This window comes from Roseovarius sp. ZX-A-9 (genome assembly GCF_028369135.1).
GTDB lineage: Bacteria > Pseudomonadota > Alphaproteobacteria > Rhodobacterales > Rhodobacteraceae > Roseovarius.
This window is the reverse complement of the sequence record NZ_JAPWHW010000003.1, coordinates 98,637-124,341: the sequence shown is the minus strand read 5'-3', so window position 1 is coordinate 124,341 and position 25,705 is coordinate 98,637. Positions and strand designations below refer to the sequence as shown.

The window sequence follows — 25,705 nt, the reverse complement described above, 5'->3', positions numbered from 1 at the left end:
CCTTTCTCATGGCACTTTCAGCCGGGGGCATTTGCGCATATCTCAGGGAGTATGAAAACGCTCGGCTTTCTCTTTGCGCTGCTTTGGCCTGCGCCGGTTCTGGCAGATTGTGCCATCCTGTTGCACGGTCTGGCGCGTACCGACGCATCCTTTCTGGTGCTGCAAGAGACGCTGGAGATCGAAGGGTACCGCGTGGTCAGCCCTACATACCCGTCAACCAAGGCCCGTATTGCCGTGCTGGCGGAACGGGCTTTGCCCAGTGCGGTCGCCGCATGTGGCGATGCGCCGATCCATTTTGTCACCCATTCCATGGGCGGTATCCTGCTGCGGGTCTGGCTGAAGGATCACCGGCCCGCGCGGCTGGGGCGGGTGGTGATGCTGGGCCCGCCCAATCACGGCTCCGAAGTGGTGGATGAACTGGGCGGGCTCGAGTTGTTCGAATGGCTCAACGGGCCTGCAGGGATGCAGCTGGAAACCGGACATGACACCTTCACCGACAAGCTGCCGCCGGTGGATTTTCCGCTTGGGGTAATTGCGGGGACGCGGTCGCTCAACCCCTATTTTTCACTGCTGATCGAAGGGCCGGATGACGGCAAGGTATCGGTGGCCTCGACGCGGGTAGAGGGCATGGCCGATCATATCGAGCTGCCGGTCACGCATACCTTCATGATGAACAACCCGCTGGTGATTGCGCAAGTGACGGAGTTTCTGAAGACAGGCGCGTTCGACCACGATCTGGATATCACCGACCTGTTCTGGCGGGGCGTCGAATGAGCGGGTTGCGGTTGCGCCTGACCGGCGCCAAGGTGCTGATGCCCGAAGGGTTGCAGGACGTGCCCCTGACGCTGGCGGATGGGTTCATTTCGGATGATGCGGCGGCGACGCGCGAGGTTGATCTCGGCGGGTACCTGATCCTGCCGGGGATCGTCGACGTACATGGCGACGGGTTCGAGCGGCATCTCGCACCGCGACGCGGCGCGATGAAGGATATTGACCAAGGTTTGATCGCCGCCGAGGCCGAACTGGCGGCGAACGGGATCACCACCGCCGTACTGGCGCAGTTCTACAGCTGGGAGGGCGGCATGCGCGGCCCCGAGTTCGCCGAGAGGGTGATGGCGGGGCTGGCGCAGGTGCGCGGTGCTGCCGTGACCGACCTGCGCACGCAACTGCGGTTCGAGACACCGATGCTGGAGGCCTATGACGCGGTGCTGGATTTCATCGACCGGCACGCGGTGGATTTTTGCGTTTTCAACGATCACCTGCCACATGATGCGCTGGAAAAGGGCAAGCAACCCAAGGGACTGGTGGGTAAGGCGCTTCGGATCGGGCGCAATCCCGAGGTGCATCTGGCAATGATGCAGGAGATGCATGCGCGCCGGATGGAGGTGCCCGCTGCGGTAGACCAGTTAAGCGCGGCGCTGGCGGCGCGCGGCGTCCGGATGGGCAGCCATGACGACCGCAGCGCCGAGGACCGCGCGACATGGCGTGCGCGAGGCGCGACGCTGGCGGAGTTTCCCGAAACACTCGAAGCGGCCGAGGCGGCAAAGACGGGTGGCGATGCGGTGGTCATGGGCGCGCCCAACGTGGTGCGCGGTGGGTCGCACAATGGCAATGTCAGCGCGGCGGACATGGTGATGATGGGGCTCGTCGATGCGCTGGCCTCGGACTATCACTATCCGTCGCTGCGCCGGGCGGCTTTCCTGCTGGTGGATGCGGGCATCTGCGATCTGGCAGCAGCATGGCGGCTGATTTCGGGCGGTCCTGCGCGGGTGCTGGATCTGCAAGACCGGGGTGCGCTGCTGCCGGGCCTGCGCGCCGATCTGGTGGTGCTCGACGCGCGGACGCGACATGTGGCAGCGACGCTGGCGGGGGGGCGGTTCAGCTATGTTCAGGGGGCCGTTGCAGACCGGTTCTTTGGTTGACGGCGCGCAAAGAGGGCAAATGCCGCATCCGGGTGTGGTCCGGGCCTGTGCATGGACATCCCTTGCACATCTATAGGGCAGGCATGGCACAACCTTGATGACAGTTCTTGTCAGGATGTGCGACGATACTGGGATCATGACCCGTACCCACCGTCTATTCCAATTGATGCAGGCGCTGCGCAATGCACCGCCCCCCGCCACCGCCGCCGCGCTGGCCGATGCGCTTGGCGTGACGCCGCGCACCGTCTACCGCGATATAGACACGCTGCGCGGGCTGGGCGCGGTGATCGACGGCGCGGCGGGTTTTGGCTACACGCTGATCGAGGACGCGGCGCTGCCGCCGCTGGGCTTTGACGCCGAAGAACTCGAAGCGCTTGTGCTGGGTTTGCGCGAAGTGCAGCAAGTGGGCGATCCGGCGTTGGCCAGCGCCGCTGGCACGGCGCTGAGCAAGTTGCGCGCGCGACTGCCCGCAGCACAGGCGCACCGACTGCAACATGCGGTGCTGAGCGCGCATCGATTCGCCCCGTTGCCGGAACCGGGCATCGATGTGCGCGCCCTGCGGCAGGCCACCTGGGACGAGCGCACCGTGCGATTCGACTATTGCGATGTCGAAGGCCGCTCCACCACGCGCAGCGTCGATCCGCTGACCATCGTATACATGCAGGCGTCGCATTGCCTGTTGGCATGGTGCCATCTGCGCAGCGACTTCCGTGCTTTCCGGCTGGACCGGATGCGCGGGCTGGACGTGCTGGAGACGTCTTTTCGGCCGCGGCGTGTGCCATTGCTTCGCGAATGCCTGACGCAGATGGGGGCATGTGCAGCGTCGGCACCATCCCGCACGACCGCTGTTTGACGCTTTCGATTCGGCCTATCTGCGGGTACACTCGACCCCGAGGCAGATAAAAAGGGCGAGCGAATGCGTACAGGATTTCTGTGGGCGCTGACTGTTGGAATGACAGTTTTGCAAGGCTCCACAACATTTGCGGCTGGGCTCGAAACGTCGCTCAGGCCGCAGCTCAGACCCGCTGATGTAGGCGAGGTCGTGACGCGTCAGGCCACGCCGGTCACGTCGCTGCGGCCCGTGGTGCGACCGGTGCTGCGCCCTGCCGACCTGAAAGAGACGCCGGTCTTGCAGGTGTCCACCGCGAACAGCGGGTTTGACCAATGGATCAAGGGTTTCAAGGGCCGGGCGATGGCGGCGGGCATTCAGTCGGGCGTGTTTGACCGGGCGTTTCGCGGCATTAAGTATGATGGCAGCGTGGTCAAGCTGGACCGCAATCAATCCGAGTTTACCAAGCAGATATGGGAATACCTTGACAGTGCCGTGTCCCAGACGCGGATCACCAACGGCAAGCGCGAACTGCGCCGCCAGCGCAAGGCACTGGATGCGATCGAGGCGCATTTCGGCGTCGACAAGGAGATCGTGACCGCGATCTGGGGGATGGAGAGCGCCTATGGTGCGCGCCGCGGTGACCGTCCGCTGATCCAGTCGCTTGCCACGCTGGCCTATGATGGGCGACGCGGGCGGTTTTTCGAAAAGCAGTTGATCGCCGCGCTCAAGATCATCCAGGCGGGCGATGTGGCCCCGGGCAACATGACCGGATCCTGGGCCGGGGCGATGGGCCATACGCAGTTCATCCCGACATCATATCTGGCCTATGCGGTGGATTTCACGGGCGATGGCAAACGTGACATCTGGTCCGACAATCCGACCGATGCGCTCGCCTCGACAGCGGCGTATCTGGCGCGGTTCGGCTGGAAAAAGGGCCAGCCCTGGGGAGTCGAGGTCAAGCTGCCTCGCGGATTTGATCCGGCGCGCGCCCGCCGTTCGTTGAAACAGGCCCCATCAGCCTGGGCGGCCGAGGGCATTCGCGACATCCATGGCAAGCCGGTGCCGAATTACGGTGCGGCGTCGATCCTGTTGCCTGCGGGCACACAGGGCGCGGCCTTCATGATCTTTCACAACTTCAGCGTCATCGAGAAATACAACAAGGCAGACGCCTATGTGATCGGTGTCGGGCATCTGGCCGACCGGCTGAAAGGCGGGCCCGCGATACAGGCCAGTTGGCCACGCCAGTACCAGTCCACGACGATAAAGCAGAAGAAAGAGATCCAGACCCAGCTGCAGCGCAAGGGCTATGACGTGCAGGTGATCGACGGCAAGATCGGCCCCAAGACAATCGGCGCAATCCGCAAGTTCCAGAAATCGCGCGGACTACCGCCCGATGGCTACCCTTCACGACAATTGCTCAAGGCGTTGCGCGACAGCTAAGGTGTCGGTACTGGCGGGCGCATCACTCTGCGTTCGCCAGCCAAGCCTCGCCTGAAAAGCACTGGCGAAGGGCCGGCGCAGCGCTCGGCCAGCCGGTCAAAGCTTGTCGCCGAACTCTGCCAGAAGGCTGCGATAGACCTCGCGTTTGAACGGCACGATATTGTCCACCAGATCGGCGGCAGGCAGCCAGCGCCATTCCGAAAATTCGGGATGTTCGGTGGCGATGTTGATCTCATTGTCACGCCCGAGAAAGCGCAGCAGAAACCACTTCTGTTCCTGCCCGCGATAGCGCCCCTTCCAGATGCGCGGCACCAGATCATGCGGCAGGTCGTAGCGCATCCAATCCGCGGTTTCCGCTTCGATCCGCACCAGATCGGCGCTGACGCCAGTCTCTTCGCCCAACTCGCGCAGCGCGGCTTCCTGCGGGGTCTCGCCCGGATCGATCCCGCCCTGGGGCATTTGCCAGGCGGGTTCGGAATTGTCGATCCGCTGGCCGACAAAGACCTCGCCTGCTGCATTGGCCAGCATCACGCCGACGCAGGCACGATAGGGCAGGGCGGCGATCTGTTCGGGTGTCATGATCAGGGTCTTTCTTGATGAATGAGGACACGCCCTGTTAGCCCGATCCCACGTGATGTTCCAGTTTTCTGCACGGCAGGCGGCAATATGGCGGCATATCCTGCGCCACCATGCCCGAGATGCGAAAACGCCCCGCAAAAATTTGCGGGGCGTTTCATCTGTCTGCCAAACCGGTCGTATGGCTGGCGTGTTACTTCGCGGCGTTCAGCGTGCTCAGACCTTTGAGGATGTCGATGGCATAGGCTAGCTGATAGTCCTCTTCGCGCAGTTTGGCGACTTCTTCGGCGCGGGCGCGGTCCTCTTCGATCTGCCGGATCTCGTCCTCGGTCAGACTGTCGTTGTTGAGGCTGCCGCGCAGCCCGGCTTCGGTCCGCGTGAACACGTTGGGTTCTTCTTCCTCGACCTTGTTGCGGTCGCGGCGCGGCTGTTTCACCAGGATGTCAGGCGAAACACCCAAGGCCTGAATCGACCGGCCCGAGGGGGTGTAGTAACGCGATGTGGTCAGGCGCATGGCGCCGTCGCCGCGCAGCGGCATCACCGTCTGGACTGATCCCTTGCCAAAGCTCTTGGTGCCGACGATGACCGCGCGGTGGTGGTCCTGCAGGGCGCCTGCGACGATTTCGGACGCAGAGGCGGAACCGCCGTTGATCAGCACGACCATGGGCTTGCCCATCGCCAGATCGCCGGGCGTCGCGTTGAACCGGTCTCCATCGGCTGGGTGGCGTCCGCGGGTCGAGACGATCTCGCCCTTGTCGAGAAACGCGTCGGACACCTTGATCGCCTGGGTCAGCAATCCGCCGGGGTTGTTGCGCAGATCGAGGACGATGCCGTTGACAGCATCCGGGCCGCCTGCCTCTTCGATCTGCTTCTTCAGGCCTTCTTCGAGGTTGGGGTAGGTCTGATCGTTGAAGGTGGTGACACGCAGCACGACGGTCTGCTGTTCAGTGCGTGCGCGCACGGCCGTCAGCTTGATCGTGTCGCGGATGATCGACACGTCAAACGGCTCGGTCTCGCCTTCGCGGACGATGGTGATGACAATCTCGGATCCGACCGGACCGCGCATCAGTTCAACCGCTTGGTCGAGCGTGAGGCCCAGAACGCTTTCGCCGTCCACATGGGTGATGAAATCGCCCGATTCGACGCCTGCTTCGTCGGCCGGCGTGCCGTCGATGGGCGAGACGACCTTGACGAAGCCTTCCTCCTGCGTGACCTCGATGCCCAGACCGCCGAATTCGCCGCGGGTCTGTTCCTGCATGGCCTGCGCGTCATCGGGGCTGAGATAGCTGGAATGCGGATCCAGTGAGGTGAGCATACCGTTGATGGCGGCCTCGATCAGATCTGCCTCGTCAACCTCTTCGACATATTGCGCGCGGATGCGCTCGAAAATATCGCCGAAGAGATCCAGTTGCTCGTAGACGTTGGTATTGCGCGTCGCCTCCTGGGCCAGCAGCGGCGCCGCGACCTGGGTCGTTACGACCACTCCGGCCAGCGTACCTGCGGCGGCGGCCATCAGAAATTTGTTCATTGCTCAATCATCCTTGTCTGTTCGGAACCACAGGGCAGGGTCTACCGGTGTGTTATCCTGTCTGATCTCTATATAGAGGGTTTCTGTCCAATCGGAACCGGCGTCTTGCAGCCGCGCGGGAACAATCCCGTCATCGCCCGGATCAATTCCGCCCATCAATCCTACCGGGCTGCCCTTGGGCAGGACCTGGCCGATGTCGCCATAAACCACCTCCATCCCGGCAAAAACTAGCAGAATACCGGATTGTGGTTCTAGTATGGCGACGGTCCCATAATCCAGAAGAGGCCCGCGAAAGCGCAGCGTTGCAGCGGCTGGGGTGGTGACCACCGCGCGCGGCGGTGTGGCGATCAGGATGCCGGGGCGCGTGATGCCGGCCGCATCCGCTTCGCCTGCGCGGCGCAGCAGACGGCCCTGCACCGGCAGCGGCAGCGTGCCTTTGCTGGCCTCGATTCCGGGCAGTGGGGCGGCGTCCTCGTCCACGGCGATCTGGCTGAGACCACTGGCGAACCCGTCGAGCGATTCGGTTGACGCGATCAACAGCGCGGTCTTGACCGGGTCTTCGGTAAAGCGGCGCGGCAGATCGGTGCGGTCCGCGATGGCCTGGCTGAGGGCGGTGCGTGCCGCCTGCGCTCCGCGCAGCCCGTCCTGCAGACGGTCGGCAGCGCTTTGTTGCAGCGCGTGCAATACCGCGAGGTCATCAAGCTTTACCCGCAATGCGCGCACCTTCTCGTGCAGCGCCGGGGTGACATCCGCCAGGATCATGCCCGACCGCGCCGTGCCCAGAGGCCCAGTGGGGTGGAGCAGCGTCACGGGCGTTGGTGTCCGGCTCATGGATTGCAGCACGCCCAGCAACTGGGCGATTTCGGTCTCGCTTGCGGCAAGTTCGCGTTCTAGCGCCTGCTGGCGGATGGCAGCGCGGCGCAGTCCGACACGCATCGCCTGCAACCCGACCTCATAGGCCTGTACTGTCTGGGTGAGGGCCTTGACCCGGTCGCGCGCGTCCTTCGCGGCATCCAGCGCGCGGGTCGCGTCCTGAAGCAGTTGTGCTGCGGCTTCGGCCTCGGCTGCGGGATCGTTCTGCGTTTGCGCACTCGGCGGCGTGGCGCCCAGCCCCACAGCGAGTAGCAAAGCCAGAAGAGCCGCGCTGAATCTCATGCCAAGAGGCTCTTGCCGGTCATCTGAGGTGGTTGGTCGAGGTCCATCAGCGCCAGCAGCGTCGGTGCGAGATCGGCCAGGCGGCCCGACCTCAGCGTCGCGTTTGGCGGCCCATCGACCAGAATCACCGGCACGGGGTTGGTGGTGTGTGCGGTGTGCGGCTTGCCGGTTTCGGGATCGACCATGACCTCGCAATTGCCGTGATCGGCGGTCACGATCATCGCGCCGCCCACAGCGCGAAGCGCGTCCAGTGCGCGGCCCAGCCCGGTATCGACGGCTTCGCAGGCTGCGATGGCCGCATCCAGATCGCCGGTATGTCCGACCATGTCAGGGTTTGCGTAATTCACCACGATCAGATCGTAACGTTTTTCGATCGCGGCAACCAGATGGTCCGTCACTTCGGGGGCCGACATTTCAGGTTGAAGATCATAGGTCGCAACGCGGGGCGAGGATGCCATGTAGCGGTCTTCGCCCGGTTCCGGCGCTTCCTTGCCGCCATTGAGGAAAAACGTGACATGCGGGTACTTTTCAGTCTCCGCCAGATGGAACTGGCTCCGGCCTTTTTTCGCGACCCAAGCGCCCAGTGTGTTTTCTGGCTGCTCGTCGGGAAAAATGCAGTCCATGTATTCCGCGTGGCGGCGCGAGTATTCGGTAAAGCCGCTGACAATCGCAAATTTCGGCCGCGTGCCGGTGTCGAAATGATCGAAGGCGGGGTCGGCAAAGGCGGCGAGGATCTCTCGCGCGCGGTCTGCGCGGAAATTCAGGCACAAGATGCCGTCACCGTCCTTCATCCCTGCATAGTCGCCCAGAACGCGGGGCTTGATGAATTCGTCCGTGCGCCCCTTGCCGTAAGCCTCATCAATGGCTTCGCCCGCAGAATCGGCGGTATAGCCGCGCGCCTGCGCCAGCGCCTGATAAGCCAGTTCGACGCGCTCCCAGCGGTTGTCGCGGTCCATCGCGTAGTAGCGCCCCGAAACAGTGGCGATGAACGCGCCGGGGGGCAGGGCGCTGCGCAGCTCTTCCAGGTAGGTCTTGGCCGAAACCTGCGCCACGTCGCGCCCATCGGTAAAGGCGTGGATCGCGACGCGCAGGCCGTGATCTGTCAGCGCCCGCGCGGTGGCGATCATGTGATCAAGGTGGCTGTGCACGCCGCCATCCGACAGCACGCCCAGCAGATGCGCCGTGCCACCGGTCGCACGAACCGCCTCAACAAACCGCAGGATGCCGGGCAGGCTGGCGAATGTCCCGGTTTCGATGGCGCGGTCGATGCGGCGGAGATCCATCTCGACCACCCGGCCTGCGCCGATATTCATGTGGCCGACTTCGGAGTTGCCCATCTGGCCGGGGGGCAGGCCGACATCCGGCCCGTGGGTGATCAGCGTGGAATGCGGGCAGGTGGCCATCAGCGCGTCGAAACGCGGGGTTTTGGCCAGTGCGGGGGCGTTGGCGGTGGTATCCTCGGAGAGGCCCCAGCCGTCCAGAATACATAGAACCACCGGTTTGGGTGTGCTCATCGGGGTCTCCTGCCTCAATTCTTGTGCGTTCTGTTTGACGCGGGCAAAGCGGCGACCGCCTTGCTTTCGCCCTTACTATCCAATGTGACGGGTAGGGGGAATGTTGTTTGCGGTAACGGCGGGCGGGAAATTTCCGCGGGCGGCGGCTATGAGTATTTTGGGCAAAATGAAGGGGCTGGTCAGGCCCGGTGATAGGGTGTGCCGGCGAGGATCGTCGCGGCGCGGTAGAGCTGTTCGGCCAGCATCGCGCGGGCCAGCATATGCGGCCACACCATCTGGCCGAAGGAGAGCGACATCTGCGCAGTTTCGCGCAAGGCAGGGTCTATCCCGTCCGCGCCGCCGATGACGAAGGCCAGATCGGACGCACCATCATCGCGCCAATCGGCCAGGCGGCTGGCGAAACGAGGAGAGCTGAGCACTGTGCCGCGCTCGTCCAGCATCACGCGGATTGCGTCCTGTGGCAGCGCGCGTTCCAGCAGTTGCGCCTCGGCGGCCATGCCGCCGCCCTTGCGGTCGTCGACCTCATGTTCGACCAGCGGCCCCAGCGAGAGCGCCCGCCCGGTCCGGTCGAAACGGGTGATGTAGTCATCCAGTAGCGCGCGTTCGGCCCCCCGGCGCAGGCGGCCGACAGCGCAGATATGGACGCGCATTCAGCTGGGCTGAGCTGTGAGAGCCTGTTGGTCCGCAGGCATCCACATCTTCTCCAGCTGGTAGAACTCGCGCACTTCGGGCCGGAATACGTGCACGATGACATCTCCGGTGTCGATCAGTACCCAGTCACCGGCATCCTTGCCCTCGATCCGCGAAGGGCGGTTCAGCTCGGTCTTGAGCTTGTCCACCAGCTTCGTGGCAATGGACGCGACTTGGCGCGACGATCTGCCTGTGCAGATCACCATGTAATCGCCAATAGCCGATTTGCCGCGCAGATCAATCTGCACGATATCTTCGGCCTTGTCTTCGGTCAGCGAGGATAAGATGCGCGCAAGCTGCTCTTCGCTTGAAGCGCTCGGTTCGGGGTGCGCGATGTGCGTCGCCCGGTCAGCGGTGTGGGCCGCGTCAGTCGTAAAAGACAGGACAGTGTCCTCCTCTCCAGCGCACCGTCAAATGCCCCGGTGCCGGACATGGATCGAAACTAACAGTGCAAGGGGGCAAATTCAATAAAGCGGGGGGCAGGCGGGCGGTAAATTGCTGATAGATGAGGTAATTTTGTCAGCCTGCGTCCTTGGGGGCGACCTGAGGGTCGTCCGGGGCGGGTTGCGGCGTGGCGGATTCTGCAGCCGGGTCGCCGTCCAGCATGCGCACTTCGCGCTGCGGGAAGGGGATCGAGATGCCATGCGCTGCGAACGCGTCCCACAGCGCCAGAAAGACGTTGCCGCGGATATTGGTCAGTCCGGCGGAGGGATCCTTGATCCAGAACCGCAGGATGTAATCCACGGAACTGTCGCCGAAGCCGATGATATGGCAAACCGGCGCTTTCATCTTGAGCACGCGTTCGACCCCTGCGGCCGCCTCGATGGCGATCTTGCGCACCAGATGCGGGTCGTCGCCGTAGGCAGTACCAAAATAGATATCGAGCCGTACGAATTCGTTGGAATGCGACCAGTTGACCACCTGACCCGTGATCAGATCTTCGTTCGGGATCAGGTATTCCTTGCCGTCCCGGGTGACGACAGAGGCGTAGCGCGCGCCCAGCGTCTCGATCCAGCCAAACGTCTCGCCCAGGCTGATCACGTCGCCGGGTTTGATCGACTTGTCGAGCAGGATGATGATGCCTGAAACCAGGTTCGAGACGACCTTTTGCAGGCCGAAACCGAGGCCGACACCAATGGCGCCGGACAGGACCGCGAGGCCGGTGAGGTCAAAGCCGACGGTTTTCAGCCCGATGAAGAAGGCCGCGCCGAAAAACGTGACTTGCAGGAACTTGACCGCCAGAACCTGCATGGAGGGCGAGATTTCCTTGTTCTGGCGTATCTGGCTGGTGGCCGTCTTGGACAGCAGCCGTGCCACGAAGAGAAGCGCGCTGAGGACAAAGAGCGCCTGCACGACCAGCCACACTGAATACCGGGTGTCGCCAACCTCGATCGCCAGTGAGTCGAGCAATTGCTGCGCCTCGCCGGTCAGGCCGAGGATGATCAGCGTGGCCCAGGTCCATCCCGCGTACCGCACCAGGCCGCGCACGAACCCGTTTACGATCAGCCGTGTGATGATCGTGATGAGTAGCCACGCCACCGCGAGGCTTGCGACGATGCCAATGATGTAGGATCGGCTGGGCCAGGTGGCTTCCTGCATGATCCAGTAGGTCGGCCAGCTCAGCAGGACAAAGAAAATCAGCCTCAGCCTGCGATGTGCCATCACCAGAAACCGCATGCGCCATTTCGGCCAGCCTTCGCGCGTGCGCATCCAGTCACGGATGCGCGGCCCAAAGATCGCGCGCAGGATATGCGCGACCAGGATCAGCCCGATGATGATGATGACCTGATAGGCATTCCAGGGCCGCATCAGGCCGAGTGCAAAATTATGTGCCTGATCCCAGAGGCTCAGCGCGATATCCTGCGCCTGCTTCGTTGGTGCCACCGCCTCGGCGGCGGTGGTTGCGGTGCTGCTGGTCTGATCCGCCTGGCTTGCCATTTCTGACAGCATGCCCCGAGCCGGGGGGGCGGGCAAGGCCGCTCTGGACAGTAGGGCAAGTTTCGCGTCACATGCCGCGTGCCTACGACAAGGACCGGAGCGCGCGATGCCTACAGCCCTGATCACTCATTCCGATTGCCTGCAACACATCAACCCGCAGGGCCACCCCGAGCAGGTCGCCCGCCTCGAACATGTTCTGGCCGCGCTTGCGGGCAAGTCTCTGGTCCGGGTTGACGCGCCGCTGGCCGAGGACGCACATCTGCTGCGCGCTCATCCAAAAGCCCATATAGACGCTATTCGCGCTGCGGCACCGGCGTCGGGCCTGGTGCTGCTGGATGCGGACACGTCGATGTCGCCCGGATCCCTTGCCGCGGCGTTGCGCGCTGTGGGCGGGGCGGTGCACGCGGTAGACATGGTGATGGCCGGCGACGTGCGAAACGCCTTTGTCGCGTGTCGTCCGCCGGGGCACCATGCGGAAAAGACAACGCCAATGGGCTTTTGCCTGTTTGGCAACGTTGCGATTGCCGCGAAACATGCGCTGGAGCATCATGGCCTTGGCCGCGTCGCTATCGTCGATTTCGATGTGCATCATGGTAACGGCACGCAAGATCTGTGCCAGGACGACCCGCGCATCCTGTTCTGTTCGACCCATCAGATGCCGCTTTTTCCCGGCACGGGACAACCAAGCGAGACCGGCTGTGACGGCAACGTTGTGAACGTGGCGCTGCCCGAAGGGGCGGGCAGTACGGCGTTCCGGCAGGTGATGGAGGGACAGGTGTTGCCTGCGGTGGATGCCTTTGCGCCCGAGATGGTCTTCATCTCGGCGGGGTTTGATGCGCATCGAGCCGATCCTCTGGCCGGGCTTGATCTGGTGGAAGATGATTTTGCCTGGGCGACGCGCAGGATATGCGACCTTGCGGATGTTCATGCCGGGGGGCGTGTCGTGTCCAGCCTTGAAGGCGGGTATGACCTGAAGGCGCTTGCCGCCAGCGCCACCGCCCATGTGGATGCGCTGATGGCGCGCGCGGGCTGAAACTATCGGCGCTTCGGGGCCAAGAACTGTTCAGGTGCGCCGCGCGCCTGTCCGATGGGAGCTGGAAAATGCGTTTCGGTTTGTTGATGTTGTGTCTGGCCTATGTGCTCAGCCAGTTTTTTCGTGCGTTTCTGGCGGTGCTGGGGGGCGTTCTTGAGCGTGATATCGGCACCACGCCAGAGGATCTCGCCTTTGCCTCTGGCATCTGGTTCCTGACCTTTGCGGTGATGCAACTGCCCATAGGCTGGGCGCTGGACCGGATCGGGCCACGGAGGACGGCCGCGACGTTGCTGTTGCTGGGCGGTGGCGGCGGTGCGGCGCTCTTTGCGCTGGCGACGGGGCCGGGACATGTGACGCTGGCGATGGCGCTGATCGGCGTGGGCTGTTCACCGGTGTTGATGGCATCCTACTACATTTTTGCCCGGCAGTTCCCGGTGGCGCAGTTCGCGACGCTGGCCGCCGTGATGCTGGGCGTGGGGTCGCTGGGCAACCTGGTGGCGTCATGGCCGATGGCGCTGGCGGCCGAAAGTTTCGGCTGGCGCGCCTCGCTCTGGGGGCTGGCGGCGATCTCGGTCGTGGTGGCGGCGGGCCTCGCGGTCAGCGTGCGTGACCCGGAGCCAGTGGAGGGCGGTGCGCAGGGCTCGGTCCTTGATCTGCTGAAGATGCGGGCGCTCTGGCCGATCTTTCCACTGATGTTCGTGGGATATGCGCCTATGGCTGCGATCCGCGGGTTGTGGATCGGCCCCTACATGAGCGACGTCTTTGCGCTCGATATCGGGCAGGTCGGGCAGGCGAGCCTGGTGATGGGGGTGGCGATGACTGCGGGGACGTTCCTCTACGGTCCGCTTGACCGGATCCTGGGGACGCAAAAATGGGTGTGTTTCGGTGGAAACCTCATTTGTTGCGTGGCGACGTTAACCTTGGCGCTGCTGGTCGGGCAGGGGGTGGGATTGTCCATCCTGCTCTGTGCCATGATCGGGCTCTTTGGCGCGAGTTTCCCGTTGCTGGTGGCACATGGGCGCAGCTTCTTTCCGCCGCACCTGGCGGGGCGGGGTGTGACGCTGATGAATCTCTTCGGGATCGGAGGTGCCGGCTTGATGCAGTTCGGATCGGGCCCGTTGCATGCGGCGGTGGCAGAGCGGGCCGGTGCGCAGGCTGCCTACAGCGCGCTTTTCGCGTTTTTCGGCTTTGCCATCCTTGCCGGGCTGGTGATCTATCTGTTCAGCCGCGACTACAAACCCTGACGCCTTTCGGATGCTGTAGGCCTTTCGTGAAGCCTACGATTCAGGTTTTTCGCGAAATGCCTTAGTTGTAAGGCCTTTCCACTCGGGGGCTTTGGGTCTAAGAGGCCAACTCCATACAGTCCCTTCCGGAGTTGACATCATGGGGTACAAAATCGTCGTCGTCGGGGCCACGGGTAACGTGGGCCGCGAAATGCTGAACATCCTGGCCGAACGCCATTTCCCGGTCGATGAGATCGCCGTGCTGGCGTCGCGTCGGTCGCTGGGAACGGAAGTCAGCTTTGGCGACCGAACTTTGAAGACAAAAGACCTTGATGCCTTTGATTTCACTGGCTGGGACATTGCGCTGTTTGCCATCGGCTCGGACGCTACCAAGACCCATGCACCAAAGGCCGCGGCTGCGGGATGTATCGTAATCGACAACTCGTCGCTCTACCGCTACGACCCGGACGTGCCGCTGGTTGTGCCGGAAGTGAACCCCGAGGCCGTCGACGGTTATGCCAAGAAAAACATCATCGCCAACCCCAACTGCTCGACCGCGCAGATGGTCGTGGCGCTGAAACCGTTGCATGATCGCGCCCGGATCAAGCGCGTCGTCGTGTCGACCTACCAGTCGGTTTCCGGCGCAGGCAAGGAGGGCATGGACGAACTGTGGGAGCAGACCAAGGCAGTCTATAACCCCACCAAGGATGTACCTCCCAAGGTCTTCCAGAAGGAAATCGCGTTCAACGTCATCCCGCATATCGACGTCTTCATGGAAGACGGCTCGACCAAGGAAGAATGGAAGATGGTCGCCGAAACTCACAAGATCGTCGATCCGGCGATCAAGGTGACTGCGACCTGCGTGCGGGTTCCGGTCTTTGTCGGGCATTCTGAGGCGATCAATATCGAGTTTGAAGAGTTCCTCGACGAAGACGAGGCGCGCGACATCCTGCGCGAGGCACCGGGCATCATGGTGATCGACAAGCGCGAAAGCGGTGGCTACGTCACGCCCAAGGAATGTGTCGGTGATTTCGCCACATTCATCAGCCGCATCCGTCAGGACAACACGGTCGAGAACGGCCTGAACCTGTGGTGTGTCAGCGATAACCTGCGCAAGGGTGCTGCACTCAACGCGGTGCAGATCGCCGAGACGCTGGGCAACCGGGTCCTGAAGAAGGGCTGAATGCCGTTTGGGACAGCGCGATCACATCAAAGCTGTCAGGGAAATGATCGGGCGCATCCGGATCCGGGTGCGCTCTTTCGAAAAGCCGCCCTTCCAGGTGGCGATCCTGTGGCCAGGTTCGAGCGCCTAGCAGGGGCATGCGCCGCATATGGCGCGCAAGGGCCCCAAGCCCCGCCAACATTCCGGGCGGCAGCGTCAGTATCCAGCCTTACAATTCCATGCCGCATATCTTGCCAGATCATGATTAAGATAGCGTGAATCCGCGTATCTGGTGGACTGCCGCTTGCAAATGGCGGCTACCCGCCAAAGATTGAAAACAGGCTTTATGGAGGAACCCGCATGCGCGTCTGGCCCCTAGTTCTCGCTCTTTTCCCGACTGCCCTTTGGGCAGAGGATATCCCGCTCGACAGCGATGTGAGCGCCGTTACGCTCTACCCGCAGGGCGCAACCATCACCCGGAAAGTGCCATTCACCGCACCCGCCGGGCAGCATGACCTGATCCTGACCGACATGCCGCTGCGCACACCGCTGTCGAGCGTTCGTGTCCGGGTGGATGGCGCGGAGATGGGCGGCGTGACGGCCCGCAACCGGTTTGTGCCGCCGCGCGATCCGGAAACGGACGCGGCCATTGACGCGGCCGAGGCCGAGGTGGAGCGCTTGCAAGATGCGTTGCGCGACCGGCAGGGCAAGGTGCGCGAAATCCGGCTCGAGGCCGAAGCGGCCGAAGCGCGCGTAGCGTTTCTCAAGCAGGTTGGCGAGGGTGAGAATGTCGCCTCCCTCGATGTGGCAGCACTGCGTGATCTGCTGCAGCTGATTGGCGAGGAAACACTGGCGGCCAAGCGTGCAGCACATGACGCGCTGTCACGAGCCGATGCCGAATCCCGTGCGCTGAGCGACCTCAAGGAAGAGTTGCAAAAGGCCGAAGCGGCGCTTGCCGCGCTGGTCCCCGAAGCGGAGGCGCGCGCATTGTTGTCGGTCGCCATTTCGGGCGATGCGCCGATGGAAGGCACGATGACCGTGACCTATACCGTGCCGGACGCGGCCTGGCGCCCGGTCTACGATCTGCGTCTTGACCGCGCGACCGGAACACTGACGCTGGAACGCGGCGCGTTCGTCGCGCAGTCCACCGGTGAAAACTGGCGCGATGTCGCGCTGCGCCTGTCGACAGTGCGCCCCTCCGAGCAGACCCGGCCCAGCGATATCTGGCCCCAGCAGCGCTGGATCGTCAAGGAAGAGGATGAAAATCAGTATCTGTCCGCGGACGTGGCCCCGGCGCCGATCGTCATGGCAGAGGAATCCGCCGCCGGCATGTTGGCCAAACCCAGCCCGAAACGCATCGCCGCAGCCGCCGAATTCGACGGGCTGGCCGTGACCTATACCTATCCTGCGCCAGTGAGTATCGCGACCGGTGCCGATAATGTGCGCCTCGCGCTCGATACGCTGGATACCAAGGTGGATCTGTTTGCCCAGGCCGTTCCGCTGGCAGACAGCACGGCATTTCTGATGGCGAAATTCACCAATGACATGGGCGAGTTGATCCTCCGCTCGGACGAGGCGAATTTCTATCTCGATGGCACGTACCAAGGCCAGAGCGGGATTGCCATGATCGCTGCGGGTGCCGAGGAAACCCTGTCATTCGGTCCGATTGACGGGTTGCGTCTGACGCGCACCATTCTGGACCGCAAGCAGGGCGACCGAGGCGTGATCAGCCGGTCCAACGATATGAGCGAAAAGGTCAAGATCGAAGTCGAGAATTTGACGCAGGAGACCTGGCCGGTCCGTCTGCTCGACCGGGTGCCCTATTCGGAACAGGAAAAGCTGGAGATCGAATGGACTGCGCAACCTGAACCGTCCGAGAGTGACGTGGACGGCAAGCGAGGTGTTCTGGCTTGGAACTTTGACCTGGAGGCCGGCGAGACATACGAAATTCAGCTCGGCTCTGATCTGGAATGGCCCGACGGGATGGTCCTGCGCTGAAACCCACCCGACCGGATTCCGGCGTGAGGGTGGCGGAAAATGTGGCAGCGCCGGACATTTCTGATCTTTGAAAGAGTCCGGCGCGAGAGGCCCACGATCCTGAATGGGCGTGGGCCTGTTTTACTTTCCCTGATATAGGGAAAAGCGCAAATCTTTCAGATCGGGACGTAACTTTTCGATTCCGGTGAATACTGCTCAATGGTGCCAGCACCGATATCGAGCCAGACACCATGAACTGTCAGCCGCCCCGCTTCGATGGCTTCGCTCACGAAGGGGAAAGTGGCCAGGTTCTCAAGCGAGATCAGCACCGATTCCTTCTCCAGCGCGCGGGTGCGCTCTGCCGGGTCTTCGATATGCGAGACACGCTCGTAGCCGGGGCGCAGGATATCCATCCAACGCCCGATAAAGCTCGACTTGTCCTCAAGCTCGGGCGAGAGGCCGGCGCACATGTCGGCACAGCCGCTGACGCCGCCGCAATTGGAATGTCCCATCACCACCAGATGCGCCACACGTAGGCTCTTGACCGCGTATTCGATGGCCGCCGATGTGCCATGCTGGCCACCATTGCTCTCATAGGGTGGCACGAGGTTGGCGATATTGCGGTGAATGAAGAACTCACCCTGATCGGCACCAAAGACCGACGTGACATGCACGCGGCTGTCGCAGCACGAGATGATCATTGCGCGCGGGTGCTGGCCGTCATCGGCGAGCAGGCGATACCACGCCTCGTTCTCGGCGTAGCTGGTCGCTTTCCAGCCCTTGTAGCGCTGGATCAGATAGGAGGGCAGTGGACGGGCGCGATGCATGGCAGTCTTTCAATTAGGCGATTTTGCAAAAGCAGTGAAACCAGTGATCATCGTTAGCATTCCGCGCCGCCGGGGAGCCTCGGGATTTGGGCGAAGCCCTGCGTTGGCGCGTTGAATGCCATGAATATCTGGAATTCGCCGATAATTCGAGAAAGAAATGCGCCCGTGCGAAACCTTTTGGGAAGGACCATCCGCCACTGTCAGTCTTGCCCGGTAGGAGTGGGGACCGCCCGGGCATCCGTGAATATCTGGGGTGAGATTGTGGAACATTTGACATTGCTGAAACAGAACGAGGCCGTGCATTTCGATCCTGAACGGCTGAAAGAGCTGTATGTTCAACTGGGCGAAGCCGGCGCCGAGGACGTTGTTTGTCGCGCGCTCGAGGAATTGGCGGTGCGCCTGTCGCATACCGAACGCTGCTATCGCGAGGGGCGTCTGCCCGACATGCGGAAATCGGCGCGCAGCCTGTGCGCGATTGCGGATCAGATCGGCATGGCGATGTTCAGCCGGGTCGCCCGCGATGTGACGCGCTGTGCCGATAGCGGCGACCGCGTGGCCTTGGCCGTGACATTGGCGCGGTTGCTGCGGATCGGCGAGCGCAGCCTGAGCGAGATCTGGGATTTGCAGGACATGTCGGTCTGAATGGGGCGTTCCGGCAACGGGTGCGCGGGGATCGGCGGAAAAATCTTGCACTGCCGAGCGGTTTAAAAACCGCTTTGGCTTGCGGGCGCTGGCTGGGTGGATAGGCTGGGCGATATCTACCCCAGCCTGAAAGTGTGCACAGTGACCTCTTCCAACAGCCCGATTGCCAAATCCCTGACATTTGCCGCCACCGATGCAGAGGCGATCCCTCTGCACGTGATCGAAAGTGACGCGCTGGATGGTTGGCTGGAAACGCAGCCGGATCGCACCGCCGCATGGGTGCGGGCCGCCGGGTTCACCGGTGCCTTGGGCAGCACGCTGCTGGTGCCCGGTGCCGACGGGAACATAGCGCTGGCACTGGCGGGGTACGGCAATGACGAGGCCCGCCGCAGGGGGCGCTTCCATCTGGCTGCTTGCGCCGGTGCTCTGCCGCAAGGGACATATGCGCTCAAGGGGCTCGACCCGGCCCGCGCCACAGAAGAGGCGCTGGGCTGGCTGTTGGGGGGCTATAGCTTTGATCGCTATGCCAGCCAGCGCCCGGCCAATGCGCGTTTGGTAGCCCCCGAAGGGGTCGACGCCGCGCGGCTCGAAATCATCGCCGCCGGAGAGGCGCTGACCCGCGATCTGATCAATACGCCCGCAGGTGATATGGGACCCACCGACCTTGAGGCGGCCTGTGGCGCGCTGGCGGCCGAGCATGGGGCCGCGATGGAGGTGATCCGGGGAGAGGCGTTGTTGACGCAGAACTTTCCGATGATCCACGCGGTCGGACGCGCGGCTGCCGACGGGCCGCGCCTGATCGACATGACTTGGGGCGATACCGGCCCCGCCCTGACACTGGTGGGCAAGGGGGTGTGTTTCGATACTGGCGGGCTGAACCTCAAGCCCGGTGCCAGCATGGGGCTGATGAAAAAGGACATGGGCGGGGCGGCAACGGTGCTGGGCCTTGCGCATATGATCATGGCGCTGGGGCTGCGCTTGCGCCTGCGCGTGCTGATCCCGGCGGTGGAAAACGCAGTGTCGGGCAACGCCTTTCGCCCGGGCGATATCCTGACCGCGCGCAATGGCAAGACGGTGGAGATCAACAATACCGACGCCGAGGGGCGGCTGGTGCTGGCCGATGCGCTCGCCCTTGGCGCCGAAGCTACGCCCGATCTGATGGTGTCGATGGCCACGCTCACGGGGGCTGCACGGGTCGCGGTTGGCCCGGACCTTGCCCCGTACTACGCCGATGACAGCGCGCTTGTCGGCGCTTTGGAAGAGGCGGCGGCACAGGTGGCGGACCCGGTGTGGCGGCTGCCGTTCCATGACCCTTACGAGGTGATGATCGAGCCCGGCATTGCCGATCTGGACAACGCGCCCAAGGGCGGTTTTGCCGGATCGATTACCGCGGCGCTTTTCCTGCGGCGTTTTGCCGGGGACGCGAAGTACATGCATTTCGACATCTATGGCTGGAACCCCACCGCCGCCCCGGCACGTCCCAAGGGTGGCGTAGGCATGGGCGCGCGGGCGCTGCTGGAGGCGCTGCCGCGCATGCTGGCCCTGTGACTCGCGCGCTGAGCGATCGTCGCTTTCGGGCGGCCAATGCGCGGGTGGCGCATGTGTCCCTGCGCGGTCATGTCGATGCGCCCGAATATGTCGAGGGCGAAGTGATGCGCTGCAGCTGGCCTTTTGCCGATCTGTGTCGCAGTCCCAACGGCCCGCGCGATTTGCAGATATTGCGCGGTCAGCCGGTTCGGGTGCTGGAAATCCACGCTGGCTGGGCCTTTGTCATTGATGAGGTCGGCGGCTATGTCGGCTATCTGCCCGAGGCGGCGGTCGTGGGCGGGGTGCACCCGACGCACCGGGTGGGCGCGCGACTGGCGCATGTCTATGCAGAGCCGGATATCAAATCGCGTGAAACTGCGCTTCTCAGTTTCTTTGCCGAAGTTGAGGCGGGCGCGGTCGAGGGCGGATTTCATGCACTCGCGGGCGGCGGCTACATGGTTGCGCAGCACCTTGTCCCGCTTGGCTGGTATGCCGATGATGCCGTGGCGGTGGCCGAGATGTTCCTCGGCACGCCCTATCTCTGGGGTGGGAATACCGGGACCGGAGTGGATTGCTCTGGCTTGGTCCAATTGGCGCAATATGCACAAGGGCGGGCGTGCCCGCGCGACAGCGATCTGCAACAGGCGCTGGGGCAGCCGGTGGAGCCGGGCGCGCGGCTGCGGCGCGGGGATCTGGTCTTTTGGAAGGGGCATGTGGGGATATTGCAGGACGCGCAGACCCTGCTGCATGCCAATGCGTTTCACATGGCCGTCACCAGCGAGCCGCTACAGGATGCCATCGACAGGATCGCCGCCCGGGAATTCGGCGCGGTTACGGCGATCAGACGTATCGGAGAGACTCCATGAGCAATCCGTTTTTTCACCCGGCTTTGGGGGCCGAGCTGGTTCGCTTTGCGGACCACGCCAGATGCGCGGTGCGTCGATCATCTTCGAACGGCTCTGCGTGATGGGGGTGCAAAATGGATGAACAAATAGCCAATGCCGGTCAGGCGCAATATTGGTCCCAAGGACCGGGCCGCAAATGGGTGCAGCAACGCGAGGCGCTCGATGCCCTGATGGCCCCGGTGCTCGATCTGGTATTGGAGCGCGCGGCTCTGAAACCCGGCGCGCAGGTGCTGGATATCGGCTGCGGCACCGGGACCAGCACGATCGAGATCGCCCATCGCATTGCGCCCGAAGGCCGGGTTGTCGCGGTCGATATCGCCGCCTCGCTGCTGGACGAGGCCCGCAGTCGCGCCAAGGGGGTGCCGGGTGCGCATTTCATTCTGGCCGATGCGCAGACCCACGCGTTCGAGCCTGGGGTCTTCGATGTGGCGCTGTCGCGGTTCGGGGTGATGTTCTTTTCCGACCCGGCGCAGGCGTTTCGCAACATCGCGAGCGGGCTCAAACCCGGCCGGCCGCTGATCTTTGCCGCTTGGTGTGGTGTCGCTGACAACCCTTGGTTTGCTATTCCCGCTCAGGTCGCGACGGACCGGTTGGGCAGCGTGCCGCCCACTGATCCGCGCGCACCGGGGCCGATGGCGTTTCAGGATCGGGACTATGTGGCGGGGCTGCTGGCCGATGCCGGGCTGCGGGATATCTCGGTGAAGCGCGAGGATGTGTTCCTGACTCCGGGCGGGACAGCGGCAGATGTTGCGGCGCTTTCAACGCGGATCGGCCCCGCGACCCGCGTGATCAAGGAACACAACGCGACGCGTGAGGACATTGCAGCGATTCAGGATACGGTTCGCGCGGAACTAGCTGCTTTTGAAACGCCTGAAGGGGTGAGGGTTCCGGCGGCAATCCAGCTTTGCACCGCGCGCGCCGGGGGAAGTGTGACATAGCGGGCGCTATTTCTGCGGGGTCATGTCCTTGCTCGCCAGCAGGGCGGCGGCCGCGATCATCAACGCGCCGCACACCCGGTTGACCAACCCGCCCGATAGCCGTTGCAATACCGCCGCAGCGCGGCGACCGACCCAGCCCCAGCCGATCAGGATTGTGCCGTCGACCACGATATATGTGGCGCCGAGGATCAGAAGTTGTGGCAATACCGGTGCCGCCGGATCGATGAATTGCGGGAAAAGCGCGCCAAAGAATACCACGGCGAAAGGGTTGGCCATCGAGGTGAAGAACCCTTGCCGGTAAAGTTGGGGCCGGGACGCCGAGGCACTGGCACCAACCGCACCACTGTGCTCGCGGCTGAGCACCAGTTGCAGACCAATCCATGCCAGATAGGCAACGCCGACCCATTTGATCAAGGTGAATGCCGTGGCGGAACTGGCGATGATCGCGGCCAGCCCAAAGGCGGCTGCGGTCATCTGCAACGCATTGGCGCTGAGATCGCCCAGAACGGTCCAGAGGCTGCGGCGTAACCCGTGGCGGATGCTGTTGGAGATGATCAGAAGTTGGCTGGTGTCAGGCGGCGTGGCAAAGAAGATCGCGACCGCGGCAAGGTAGATCAGATAGGTTTCTACCAGCATCGCAGTTCTCTCTGCTCAGAGGGCATCATTCGACCGCGCGGATGAGTTTGCGTTCGAGCACGCGCAACACGGTTTTCAATTCGCTGCCGCGTTTCAGTATCTGGCCACCCGGGCCGATCACGGCATATTGCCCCTGCCGCCCGCGCAGGCGCGGCCGCTTTTCGATGCGGTAAAGCGGGTGCTCGGCAGTGCGGCGGAAGACCGAGAAGACGGCCACATCGCGCAGACAGGAAATACCGTAGTCGCGCCATTCGCCCGCCGCGACCATGCGCCCGTAAAGTGACAGGATCACCGACAGTTCCCTGCGGTGGAACGCGACCTGCGGATCACGGTTATTCGACTGCAAGGGGGATGTGGATTGGTAGTTCATGCCCCCAGAGTTGCGCCGAAATCGTTGCAAAGCAAGCGAAATCGGGGCGCTGCGGCCACCCCCGCGCGGCAGAGCATGCGGGGCACACCGGCAGGCGCGGGCCGGGAGTCAACCGCACCAGATCCGGGTAATCACGCCACCCTCGTCCACGTCGACGTTCAGCCGGTCGGGGCGGTGATCAAGCGTGACGGCCGAATTCGGCGGGATAATCCGGTGCGGGTGGTCGGGATCGGTGAAATCGTGATCGGTATGGGGCGTGCCGATCTTGTCCGCGTGGGCTGCGGCCCCGCATGTGTCGCTGGTATCCATTGCGGCTTCTCCCGACATCTTGACCCAGGTGAATCCTCCAACCGCAACGAGCACGCCAGCGGCGAGGGCCAAACTCAAAAAACGGTTCACGGGTCGCTCTCCTGCATGTGTTGCATTCAGATCGACATTTTGGTCTGAACTTTCAACTCTAGACCGCCAATTGAGTTGAAGTTGCGCGGGCATTCGCCCACAATCGCGGCGATTCAAAATAAGGAAAACACGCAATGCGCACTACAGCTGCCGTGGCACTAGAAGCCGGAAAACCCTTGGAAATCATGGAAGTGAACCTGGAAGGCCCCAAGGCCGGCGAGGTTCTGGTGGAAATCAAGGCCACGGGCTTGTGCCACACCGATGAGTTCACCCGTTCGGGTGCCGATCCCGAAGGCGCATTTCCTGCCATTCTGGGCCACGAGGGCGCGGGCGTTGTGGTCGAGGTCGGTCCCGGTGTGACCAGCCTCGAAGTCGGCGATCACGTGATTCCGCTTTATACGCCGGAATGCCGCGAGTGCGAATATTGCCTCAACCCCAAGACAAACCTCTGTCAGTCGATCCGCGAGACCCAGGGCAAGGGCGTGATGCCCGACGGCACCAGCCGTTTTTCCATGCTCGATGGCACACCGATTTTGCACTACATGGGCTGCTCGACCTTCTCCAACTACACGGTTCTGCCCGAGATTGCGCTGGCACGTGTCCGCAAGGACGCGCCGTTCGACAAGATCTGTTACATCGGCTGCGGCGTCACCACCGGTATCGGCGCGGTGATCAATACAGCCAAGGTCGAGATCGGTTCGACCGCCATCGTGTTCGGTTTGGGCGGTATCGGGCTGAATGTGATTCAGGGGCTGCGACTGGCCGGGGCGGACCAGATCGTTGGGGTCGATCTGAATGACGACAAGGAGGCGATGGCGCGCCAGTTCGGCATGACCGATTTCGTCAACCCGAAGAAAGTCAGCGGTGATATTGTCGGTCACCTGGTCGAACTGACCGGTGGCGGGGCTGATTACACCTTTGATGCGACCGGCAATGTGCAGGTCATGCGGCAGGCGCTGGAATCGGCGCATAAGGGCTGGGGCGAGAGCATCATCATCGGTGTCGCCGGTGCCGGGCAGGAAATTTCGACACGGCCCTTCCAGCTGGTTACCGGACGGTCATGGCGCGGTACTGCATTCGGCGGCGCGCGCGGTCGCACGGATGTGCCGAAAATCGTGGACTGGTACATGGATGGCAAGATCCAGATCGACCCGATGATCACGCACACGATGAAGCTGGAAGAGATCAACAAAGGGTTTGAATTGATGCATGCGGGCAAGAGCATCCGCGGCGTCGTCGTCTACTGATCTGTCGGGGAGGGGTTTCGCCCATCCCGTGGCACCCATCAACAAGGGCCGCACAGATCACTGTGCGGCCCTGCACGTTGCCCATCGCCCACTGTTACTTAGGTAGGCGTTAAAAGGACGGCGAAAGGAGCCCTCTACATGCGCGATGACATCTATACTCCGCCCGAGGTCTGGACCTGGGATCAGGAGAATGGCGGCAAGTTCGCCTCGACCAACCGGCCCGTTGCGGGGGCCACCCACGAAGCCGCATTGCCGCGCGGCAAGCATCCCTACCAGCTGCATTCGCTGGCCACGCCGAACGGCGTCAAGGTCACGATCCTGTTCGAAGAACTGCTGGAGGCGGGCCATGACGCCGAATATGACGCTTGGCTGATCGACATCGGCAAAGGCGACCAGTTCGGCAGCGGCTTTGTCGAGATCAACCCGAACTCGAAAATTCCGGCGCTGGTCGACTATACCGGTGACGCGCCGCTGCGCGTCTTTGAAAGCGGCTCGATCCTGATGCACCTGGCCGAGAAATTCGGTGCCTTTCTACCCGCATCGGGCCCGGCCCGGACCGAAGTGCTCAACTGGCTGATGTGGCAGATGGGCAGTGCGCCATTTCTGGGCGGCGGGTTTGGTCATTTTTACGCCTATGCCCCCGAGAAGTACCAATACCCGATCGACCGCTACGCGATGGAAACGAAACGCCAGCTGGATGTGCTGAATCGGACCTTGGCCGAGCGTGAATTCATCGCCGGTGACGAATACAGTATTGCCGACATGGCGATCTGGCCGTGGTACGGTCAATTGGTCCTCGGGCGGCTCTATGATGCCGCAACCTTCCTTGATGTCGAGAGCTACAACAACGTGATGCGTTGGGCCGAGTTGATCGACGCGCGCCCCGCTGTACGGCGCGGGCGGATGGTGAACCGTGCCTTTGGAGAGCCGTCAATGCAACTGCACGAGCGCCATTCACCGAGCGATTTCGAGACCCAAACGCAAGACAAGATCGGTAGCGAGTAACCTGCTATCGCAACCCGCACCGCCGCTGCCCAAGAGCAGCGGCGGTGCGTCCGCCTGAACCGCAGACCTTCCGATAGATCATGAATGAATGGTCTGAGCCGCAGACTGGCGGCCAGAGCGCCTGCGGCCAACAAGCCGGCTCGCCGCGCTCTGGAAAAGCCACCTTGATCAGATTCGTGCCTTCAGGCACAACGCGGCAACGACACGGCAACAAGGGAG

The 25,705-nt window shown here is 63.0% G+C and carries 25 protein-coding genes; 14 read left to right on the top strand and 11 right to left on the bottom strand.

The features are described from left to right. Positions 1-51: 51 nt before the first annotated feature. The 4 genes from O3306_RS04335 to O3306_RS04320 all read left to right on the top strand — a co-directional run bounded on the left by O3306_RS04335 (position 52) and on the right by O3306_RS04320 (position 4,194). On the top strand, positions 52-774 hold the full coding sequence (locus tag O3306_RS04335) for an alpha/beta hydrolase (protein ID WP_272003792.1): 723 nt from the start codon (positions 52-54) through the stop codon (positions 772-774). Next, positions 771-1,922: an alpha-D-ribose 1-methylphosphonate 5-triphosphate diphosphatase gene (locus O3306_RS04330; protein ID WP_272003791.1), complete on the top strand. Its 1,152-nt coding sequence runs from the start codon at positions 771-773 to the stop codon at positions 1,920-1,922. The genes O3306_RS04335 and O3306_RS04330 overlap by 4 nt, the downstream gene beginning before the upstream one ends. Before the next feature lie 136 nt (positions 1,923-2,058). Next, positions 2,059-2,775 (top strand): helix-turn-helix transcriptional regulator, encoded by a 717-nt coding sequence (locus O3306_RS04325; RefSeq protein ID WP_272004169.1) that lies wholly within the window; start codon positions 2,059-2,061, stop codon positions 2,773-2,775. 63 nt (positions 2,776-2,838) lie between these two features. After that, positions 2,839-4,194, top strand: a complete 1,356-nt coding sequence (locus tag O3306_RS04320; protein WP_442969969.1) for a lytic murein transglycosylase — start codon at positions 2,839-2,841, stop codon at positions 4,192-4,194. Positions 4,195-4,290: 96 nt separating this feature from the next. Here the strand turns inward: O3306_RS04320 and O3306_RS04315 are convergent, their stop codons facing one another. From O3306_RS04315 to O3306_RS04285, 7 genes are all read right to left on the bottom strand, one after another. Beyond that, positions 4,291-4,773, bottom strand: coding sequence for an RNA pyrophosphohydrolase (locus O3306_RS04315; RefSeq protein WP_272003785.1), 483 nt, complete (start codon positions 4,771-4,773; stop codon positions 4,291-4,293). 190 nt (positions 4,774-4,963) lie between these two features. After that, on the bottom strand, positions 4,964-6,298 hold the full coding sequence (locus O3306_RS04310) for a S41 family peptidase (RefSeq protein WP_272003782.1): 1,335 nt from the start codon (positions 6,296-6,298) through the stop codon (positions 4,964-4,966). Between the two features lie 3 nt (positions 6,299-6,301). Then, positions 6,302-7,453 (bottom strand): murein hydrolase activator EnvC family protein, encoded by a 1,152-nt coding sequence (locus O3306_RS04305; RefSeq protein WP_272003780.1) that lies wholly within the window; start codon positions 7,451-7,453, stop codon positions 6,302-6,304. Beyond that, positions 7,450-8,967 (bottom strand): 2,3-bisphosphoglycerate-independent phosphoglycerate mutase, encoded by a 1,518-nt coding sequence (gene gpmI / locus O3306_RS04300; RefSeq protein WP_272003777.1) that lies wholly within the window; start codon positions 8,965-8,967, stop codon positions 7,450-7,452. Before gpmI ends, O3306_RS04305 begins: the two co-directional genes overlap by 4 nt. Positions 8,968-9,146: 179 nt before the next feature. Continuing rightward, positions 9,147-9,617 carry a 23S rRNA (pseudouridine(1915)-N(3))-methyltransferase RlmH gene (gene rlmH / locus O3306_RS04295; protein ID WP_272003774.1) on the bottom strand — a complete coding sequence of 157 codons (471 nt, stop codon included), beginning with the start codon at positions 9,615-9,617 and terminating at the stop codon, positions 9,147-9,149. Beyond that, positions 9,618-9,992 carry a ribosome silencing factor gene (rsfS, locus tag O3306_RS04290; protein WP_309501763.1) on the bottom strand — a complete coding sequence of 125 codons (375 nt, stop codon included), beginning with the start codon at positions 9,990-9,992 and terminating at the stop codon, positions 9,618-9,620. A gap of 184 nt (positions 9,993-10,176) precedes the next feature. Further along, positions 10,177-11,595 (bottom strand): mechanosensitive ion channel family protein, encoded by a 1,419-nt coding sequence (locus O3306_RS04285; protein WP_272003772.1) that lies wholly within the window; start codon positions 11,593-11,595, stop codon positions 10,177-10,179. A 106-nt stretch (positions 11,596-11,701) separates the two neighbouring features. Between O3306_RS04285 and O3306_RS04280 the strand changes: the two genes are divergently transcribed. The 4 genes from O3306_RS04280 (at position 11,702) to O3306_RS04265 (ending at position 17,011) form a co-directional block, all read left to right on the top strand. Further along, the gene (locus tag O3306_RS04280; protein WP_272003770.1) at positions 11,702-12,628 is read left to right on the top strand and encodes a histone deacetylase family protein; all 927 of its coding nucleotides are present in this window, start codon (positions 11,702-11,704) and stop codon (positions 12,626-12,628) included. A gap of 68 nt (positions 12,629-12,696) precedes the next feature. After that, positions 12,697-13,872, top strand: coding sequence for an MFS transporter (locus O3306_RS04275; RefSeq protein ID WP_272003768.1), 1,176 nt, complete (start codon positions 12,697-12,699; stop codon positions 13,870-13,872). Positions 13,873-14,011: 139 nt separating this feature from the next. Then, entirely contained in the window at positions 14,012-15,034 is a 1,023-nt protein-coding gene (locus O3306_RS04270) for an aspartate-semialdehyde dehydrogenase (RefSeq protein WP_272003766.1), read from the top strand. Between the two features lie 339 nt (positions 15,035-15,373). Next, positions 15,374-17,011 carry a DUF4139 domain-containing protein gene (locus O3306_RS04265; RefSeq protein ID WP_272003764.1) on the top strand — a complete coding sequence of 546 codons (1,638 nt, stop codon included), beginning with the start codon at positions 15,374-15,376 and terminating at the stop codon, positions 17,009-17,011. A 155-nt stretch (positions 17,012-17,166) separates the two neighbouring features. Here O3306_RS04265 and O3306_RS04260 read toward each other — a convergent pair whose 3' ends face one another. Continuing rightward, positions 17,167-17,817: a carbonic anhydrase gene (locus O3306_RS04260; RefSeq protein WP_272003762.1), complete on the bottom strand. Its 651-nt coding sequence runs from the start codon at positions 17,815-17,817 to the stop codon at positions 17,167-17,169. Between the two features lie 246 nt (positions 17,818-18,063). Here O3306_RS04260 and O3306_RS04255 point away from each other — a divergent pair, with 246 nt between their 5' ends. The 4 genes from O3306_RS04255 (at position 18,064) to O3306_RS04240 (ending at position 21,829) form a co-directional block, all read left to right on the top strand. Beyond that, complete coding sequence (locus O3306_RS04255; protein WP_442969972.1) at positions 18,064-18,459, top strand: hypothetical protein; 396 nt, start codon at positions 18,064-18,066, stop codon at positions 18,457-18,459. Between the two features lie 162 nt (positions 18,460-18,621). Continuing rightward, positions 18,622-20,007, top strand: coding sequence for a leucyl aminopeptidase family protein (locus O3306_RS04250; protein ID WP_272004163.1), 1,386 nt, complete (start codon positions 18,622-18,624; stop codon positions 20,005-20,007). Beyond that, positions 20,004-20,852 (top strand): C40 family peptidase, encoded by an 849-nt coding sequence (locus O3306_RS04245; RefSeq protein WP_272003758.1) that lies wholly within the window; start codon positions 20,004-20,006, stop codon positions 20,850-20,852. The genes O3306_RS04250 and O3306_RS04245 overlap by 4 nt, the downstream gene beginning before the upstream one ends. Before the next feature lie 113 nt (positions 20,853-20,965). Beyond that, on the top strand, positions 20,966-21,829 hold the full coding sequence (locus tag O3306_RS04240) for a class I SAM-dependent methyltransferase (protein WP_272003756.1): 864 nt from the start codon (positions 20,966-20,968) through the stop codon (positions 21,827-21,829). Positions 21,830-21,835: 6 nt separating this feature from the next. On the opposite strand, the gene O3306_RS04235 is transcribed toward O3306_RS04240, so the two are convergent. The 3 genes from O3306_RS04235 to O3306_RS04225 form a co-directional block, all read right to left on the bottom strand. Further along, a complete protein-coding gene (locus O3306_RS04235; protein WP_272003754.1) occupies positions 21,836-22,465 on the bottom strand; it encodes a LysE family translocator in 630 nt (209 codons plus the stop codon). Positions 22,466-22,490: 25 nt separating this feature from the next. After that, on the bottom strand, positions 22,491-22,835 hold the full coding sequence (locus O3306_RS04230) for a DUF2794 domain-containing protein (protein ID WP_272003752.1): 345 nt from the start codon (positions 22,833-22,835) through the stop codon (positions 22,491-22,493). 108 nt (positions 22,836-22,943) lie between these two features. Continuing rightward, positions 22,944-23,234 (bottom strand): I78 family peptidase inhibitor, encoded by a 291-nt coding sequence (locus O3306_RS04225; RefSeq protein WP_272003749.1) that lies wholly within the window; start codon positions 23,232-23,234, stop codon positions 22,944-22,946. A 134-nt stretch (positions 23,235-23,368) separates the two neighbouring features. Here O3306_RS04225 and O3306_RS04220 point away from each other — a divergent pair, with 134 nt between their 5' ends. Further along, complete coding sequence (locus tag O3306_RS04220; protein ID WP_272003747.1) at positions 23,369-24,481, top strand: S-(hydroxymethyl)glutathione dehydrogenase/class III alcohol dehydrogenase; 1,113 nt, start codon at positions 23,369-23,371, stop codon at positions 24,479-24,481. A 138-nt stretch (positions 24,482-24,619) separates the two neighbouring features. After that, positions 24,620-25,486 (top strand): glutathione-dependent disulfide-bond oxidoreductase, encoded by an 867-nt coding sequence (gene yghU / locus O3306_RS04215; RefSeq protein ID WP_272003745.1) that lies wholly within the window; start codon positions 24,620-24,622, stop codon positions 25,484-25,486. The last annotated feature ends 219 nt before the right edge of the window (positions 25,487-25,705 follow it).

Coding starts and splice junctions, on each gene's coding strand:
- O3306_RS04280 (WP_272003770.1), top strand. CDS start 11,702: ATGCCTACAGCCCTGATCACTCATTCCGATTGCCTGCAACACATCAAC.
- O3306_RS04260 (WP_272003762.1), bottom strand. CDS start 17,817: ATGCATCGCGCCCGTCCACTGCCCTCCTATCTGATCCAGCGCTACAAG.
- O3306_RS04235 (WP_272003754.1), bottom strand. CDS start 22,465: ATGCTGGTAGAAACCTATCTGATCTACCTTGCCGCGGTCGCGATCTTC.
- O3306_RS04220 (WP_272003747.1), top strand. CDS start 23,369: ATGCGCACTACAGCTGCCGTGGCACTAGAAGCCGGAAAACCCTTGGAA.
- O3306_RS04265 (WP_272003764.1), top strand. CDS start 15,374: ATGCGCGTCTGGCCCCTAGTTCTCGCTCTTTTCCCGACTGCCCTTTGG.
- rlmH (WP_272003774.1), bottom strand. CDS start 9,617: ATGCGCGTCCATATCTGCGCTGTCGGCCGCCTGCGCCGGGGGGCCGAA.
- O3306_RS04275 (WP_272003768.1), top strand. CDS start 12,697: ATGCGTTTCGGTTTGTTGATGTTGTGTCTGGCCTATGTGCTCAGCCAG.
- O3306_RS04285 (WP_272003772.1), bottom strand. CDS start 11,595: ATGGCAAGCCAGGCGGATCAGACCAGCAGCACCGCAACCACCGCCGCC.
- O3306_RS04320 (WP_442969969.1), top strand. CDS start 2,839: ATGCGTACAGGATTTCTGTGGGCGCTGACTGTTGGAATGACAGTTTTG.
- O3306_RS04270 (WP_272003766.1), top strand. CDS start 14,012: ATGGGGTACAAAATCGTCGTCGTCGGGGCCACGGGTAACGTGGGCCGC.
- O3306_RS04240 (WP_272003756.1), top strand. CDS start 20,966: ATGGATGAACAAATAGCCAATGCCGGTCAGGCGCAATATTGGTCCCAA.
- O3306_RS04335 (WP_272003792.1), top strand. CDS start 52: ATGAAAACGCTCGGCTTTCTCTTTGCGCTGCTTTGGCCTGCGCCGGTT.
- gpmI (WP_272003777.1), bottom strand. CDS start 8,967: ATGAGCACACCCAAACCGGTGGTTCTATGTATTCTGGACGGCTGGGGC.
- O3306_RS04305 (WP_272003780.1), bottom strand. CDS start 7,453: ATGAGATTCAGCGCGGCTCTTCTGGCTTTGCTACTCGCTGTGGGGCTG.
- O3306_RS04315 (WP_272003785.1), bottom strand. CDS start 4,773: ATGACACCCGAACAGATCGCCGCCCTGCCCTATCGTGCCTGCGTCGGC.
- O3306_RS04230 (WP_272003752.1), bottom strand. CDS start 22,835: ATGAACTACCAATCCACATCCCCCTTGCAGTCGAATAACCGTGATCCG.
- O3306_RS04310 (WP_272003782.1), bottom strand. CDS start 6,298: ATGAACAAATTTCTGATGGCCGCCGCCGCAGGTACGCTGGCCGGAGTG.
- O3306_RS04330 (WP_272003791.1), top strand. CDS start 771: ATGAGCGGGTTGCGGTTGCGCCTGACCGGCGCCAAGGTGCTGATGCCC.
- yghU (WP_272003745.1), top strand. CDS start 24,620: ATGCGCGATGACATCTATACTCCGCCCGAGGTCTGGACCTGGGATCAG.
- O3306_RS04325 (WP_272004169.1), top strand. CDS start 2,059: ATGACCCGTACCCACCGTCTATTCCAATTGATGCAGGCGCTGCGCAAT.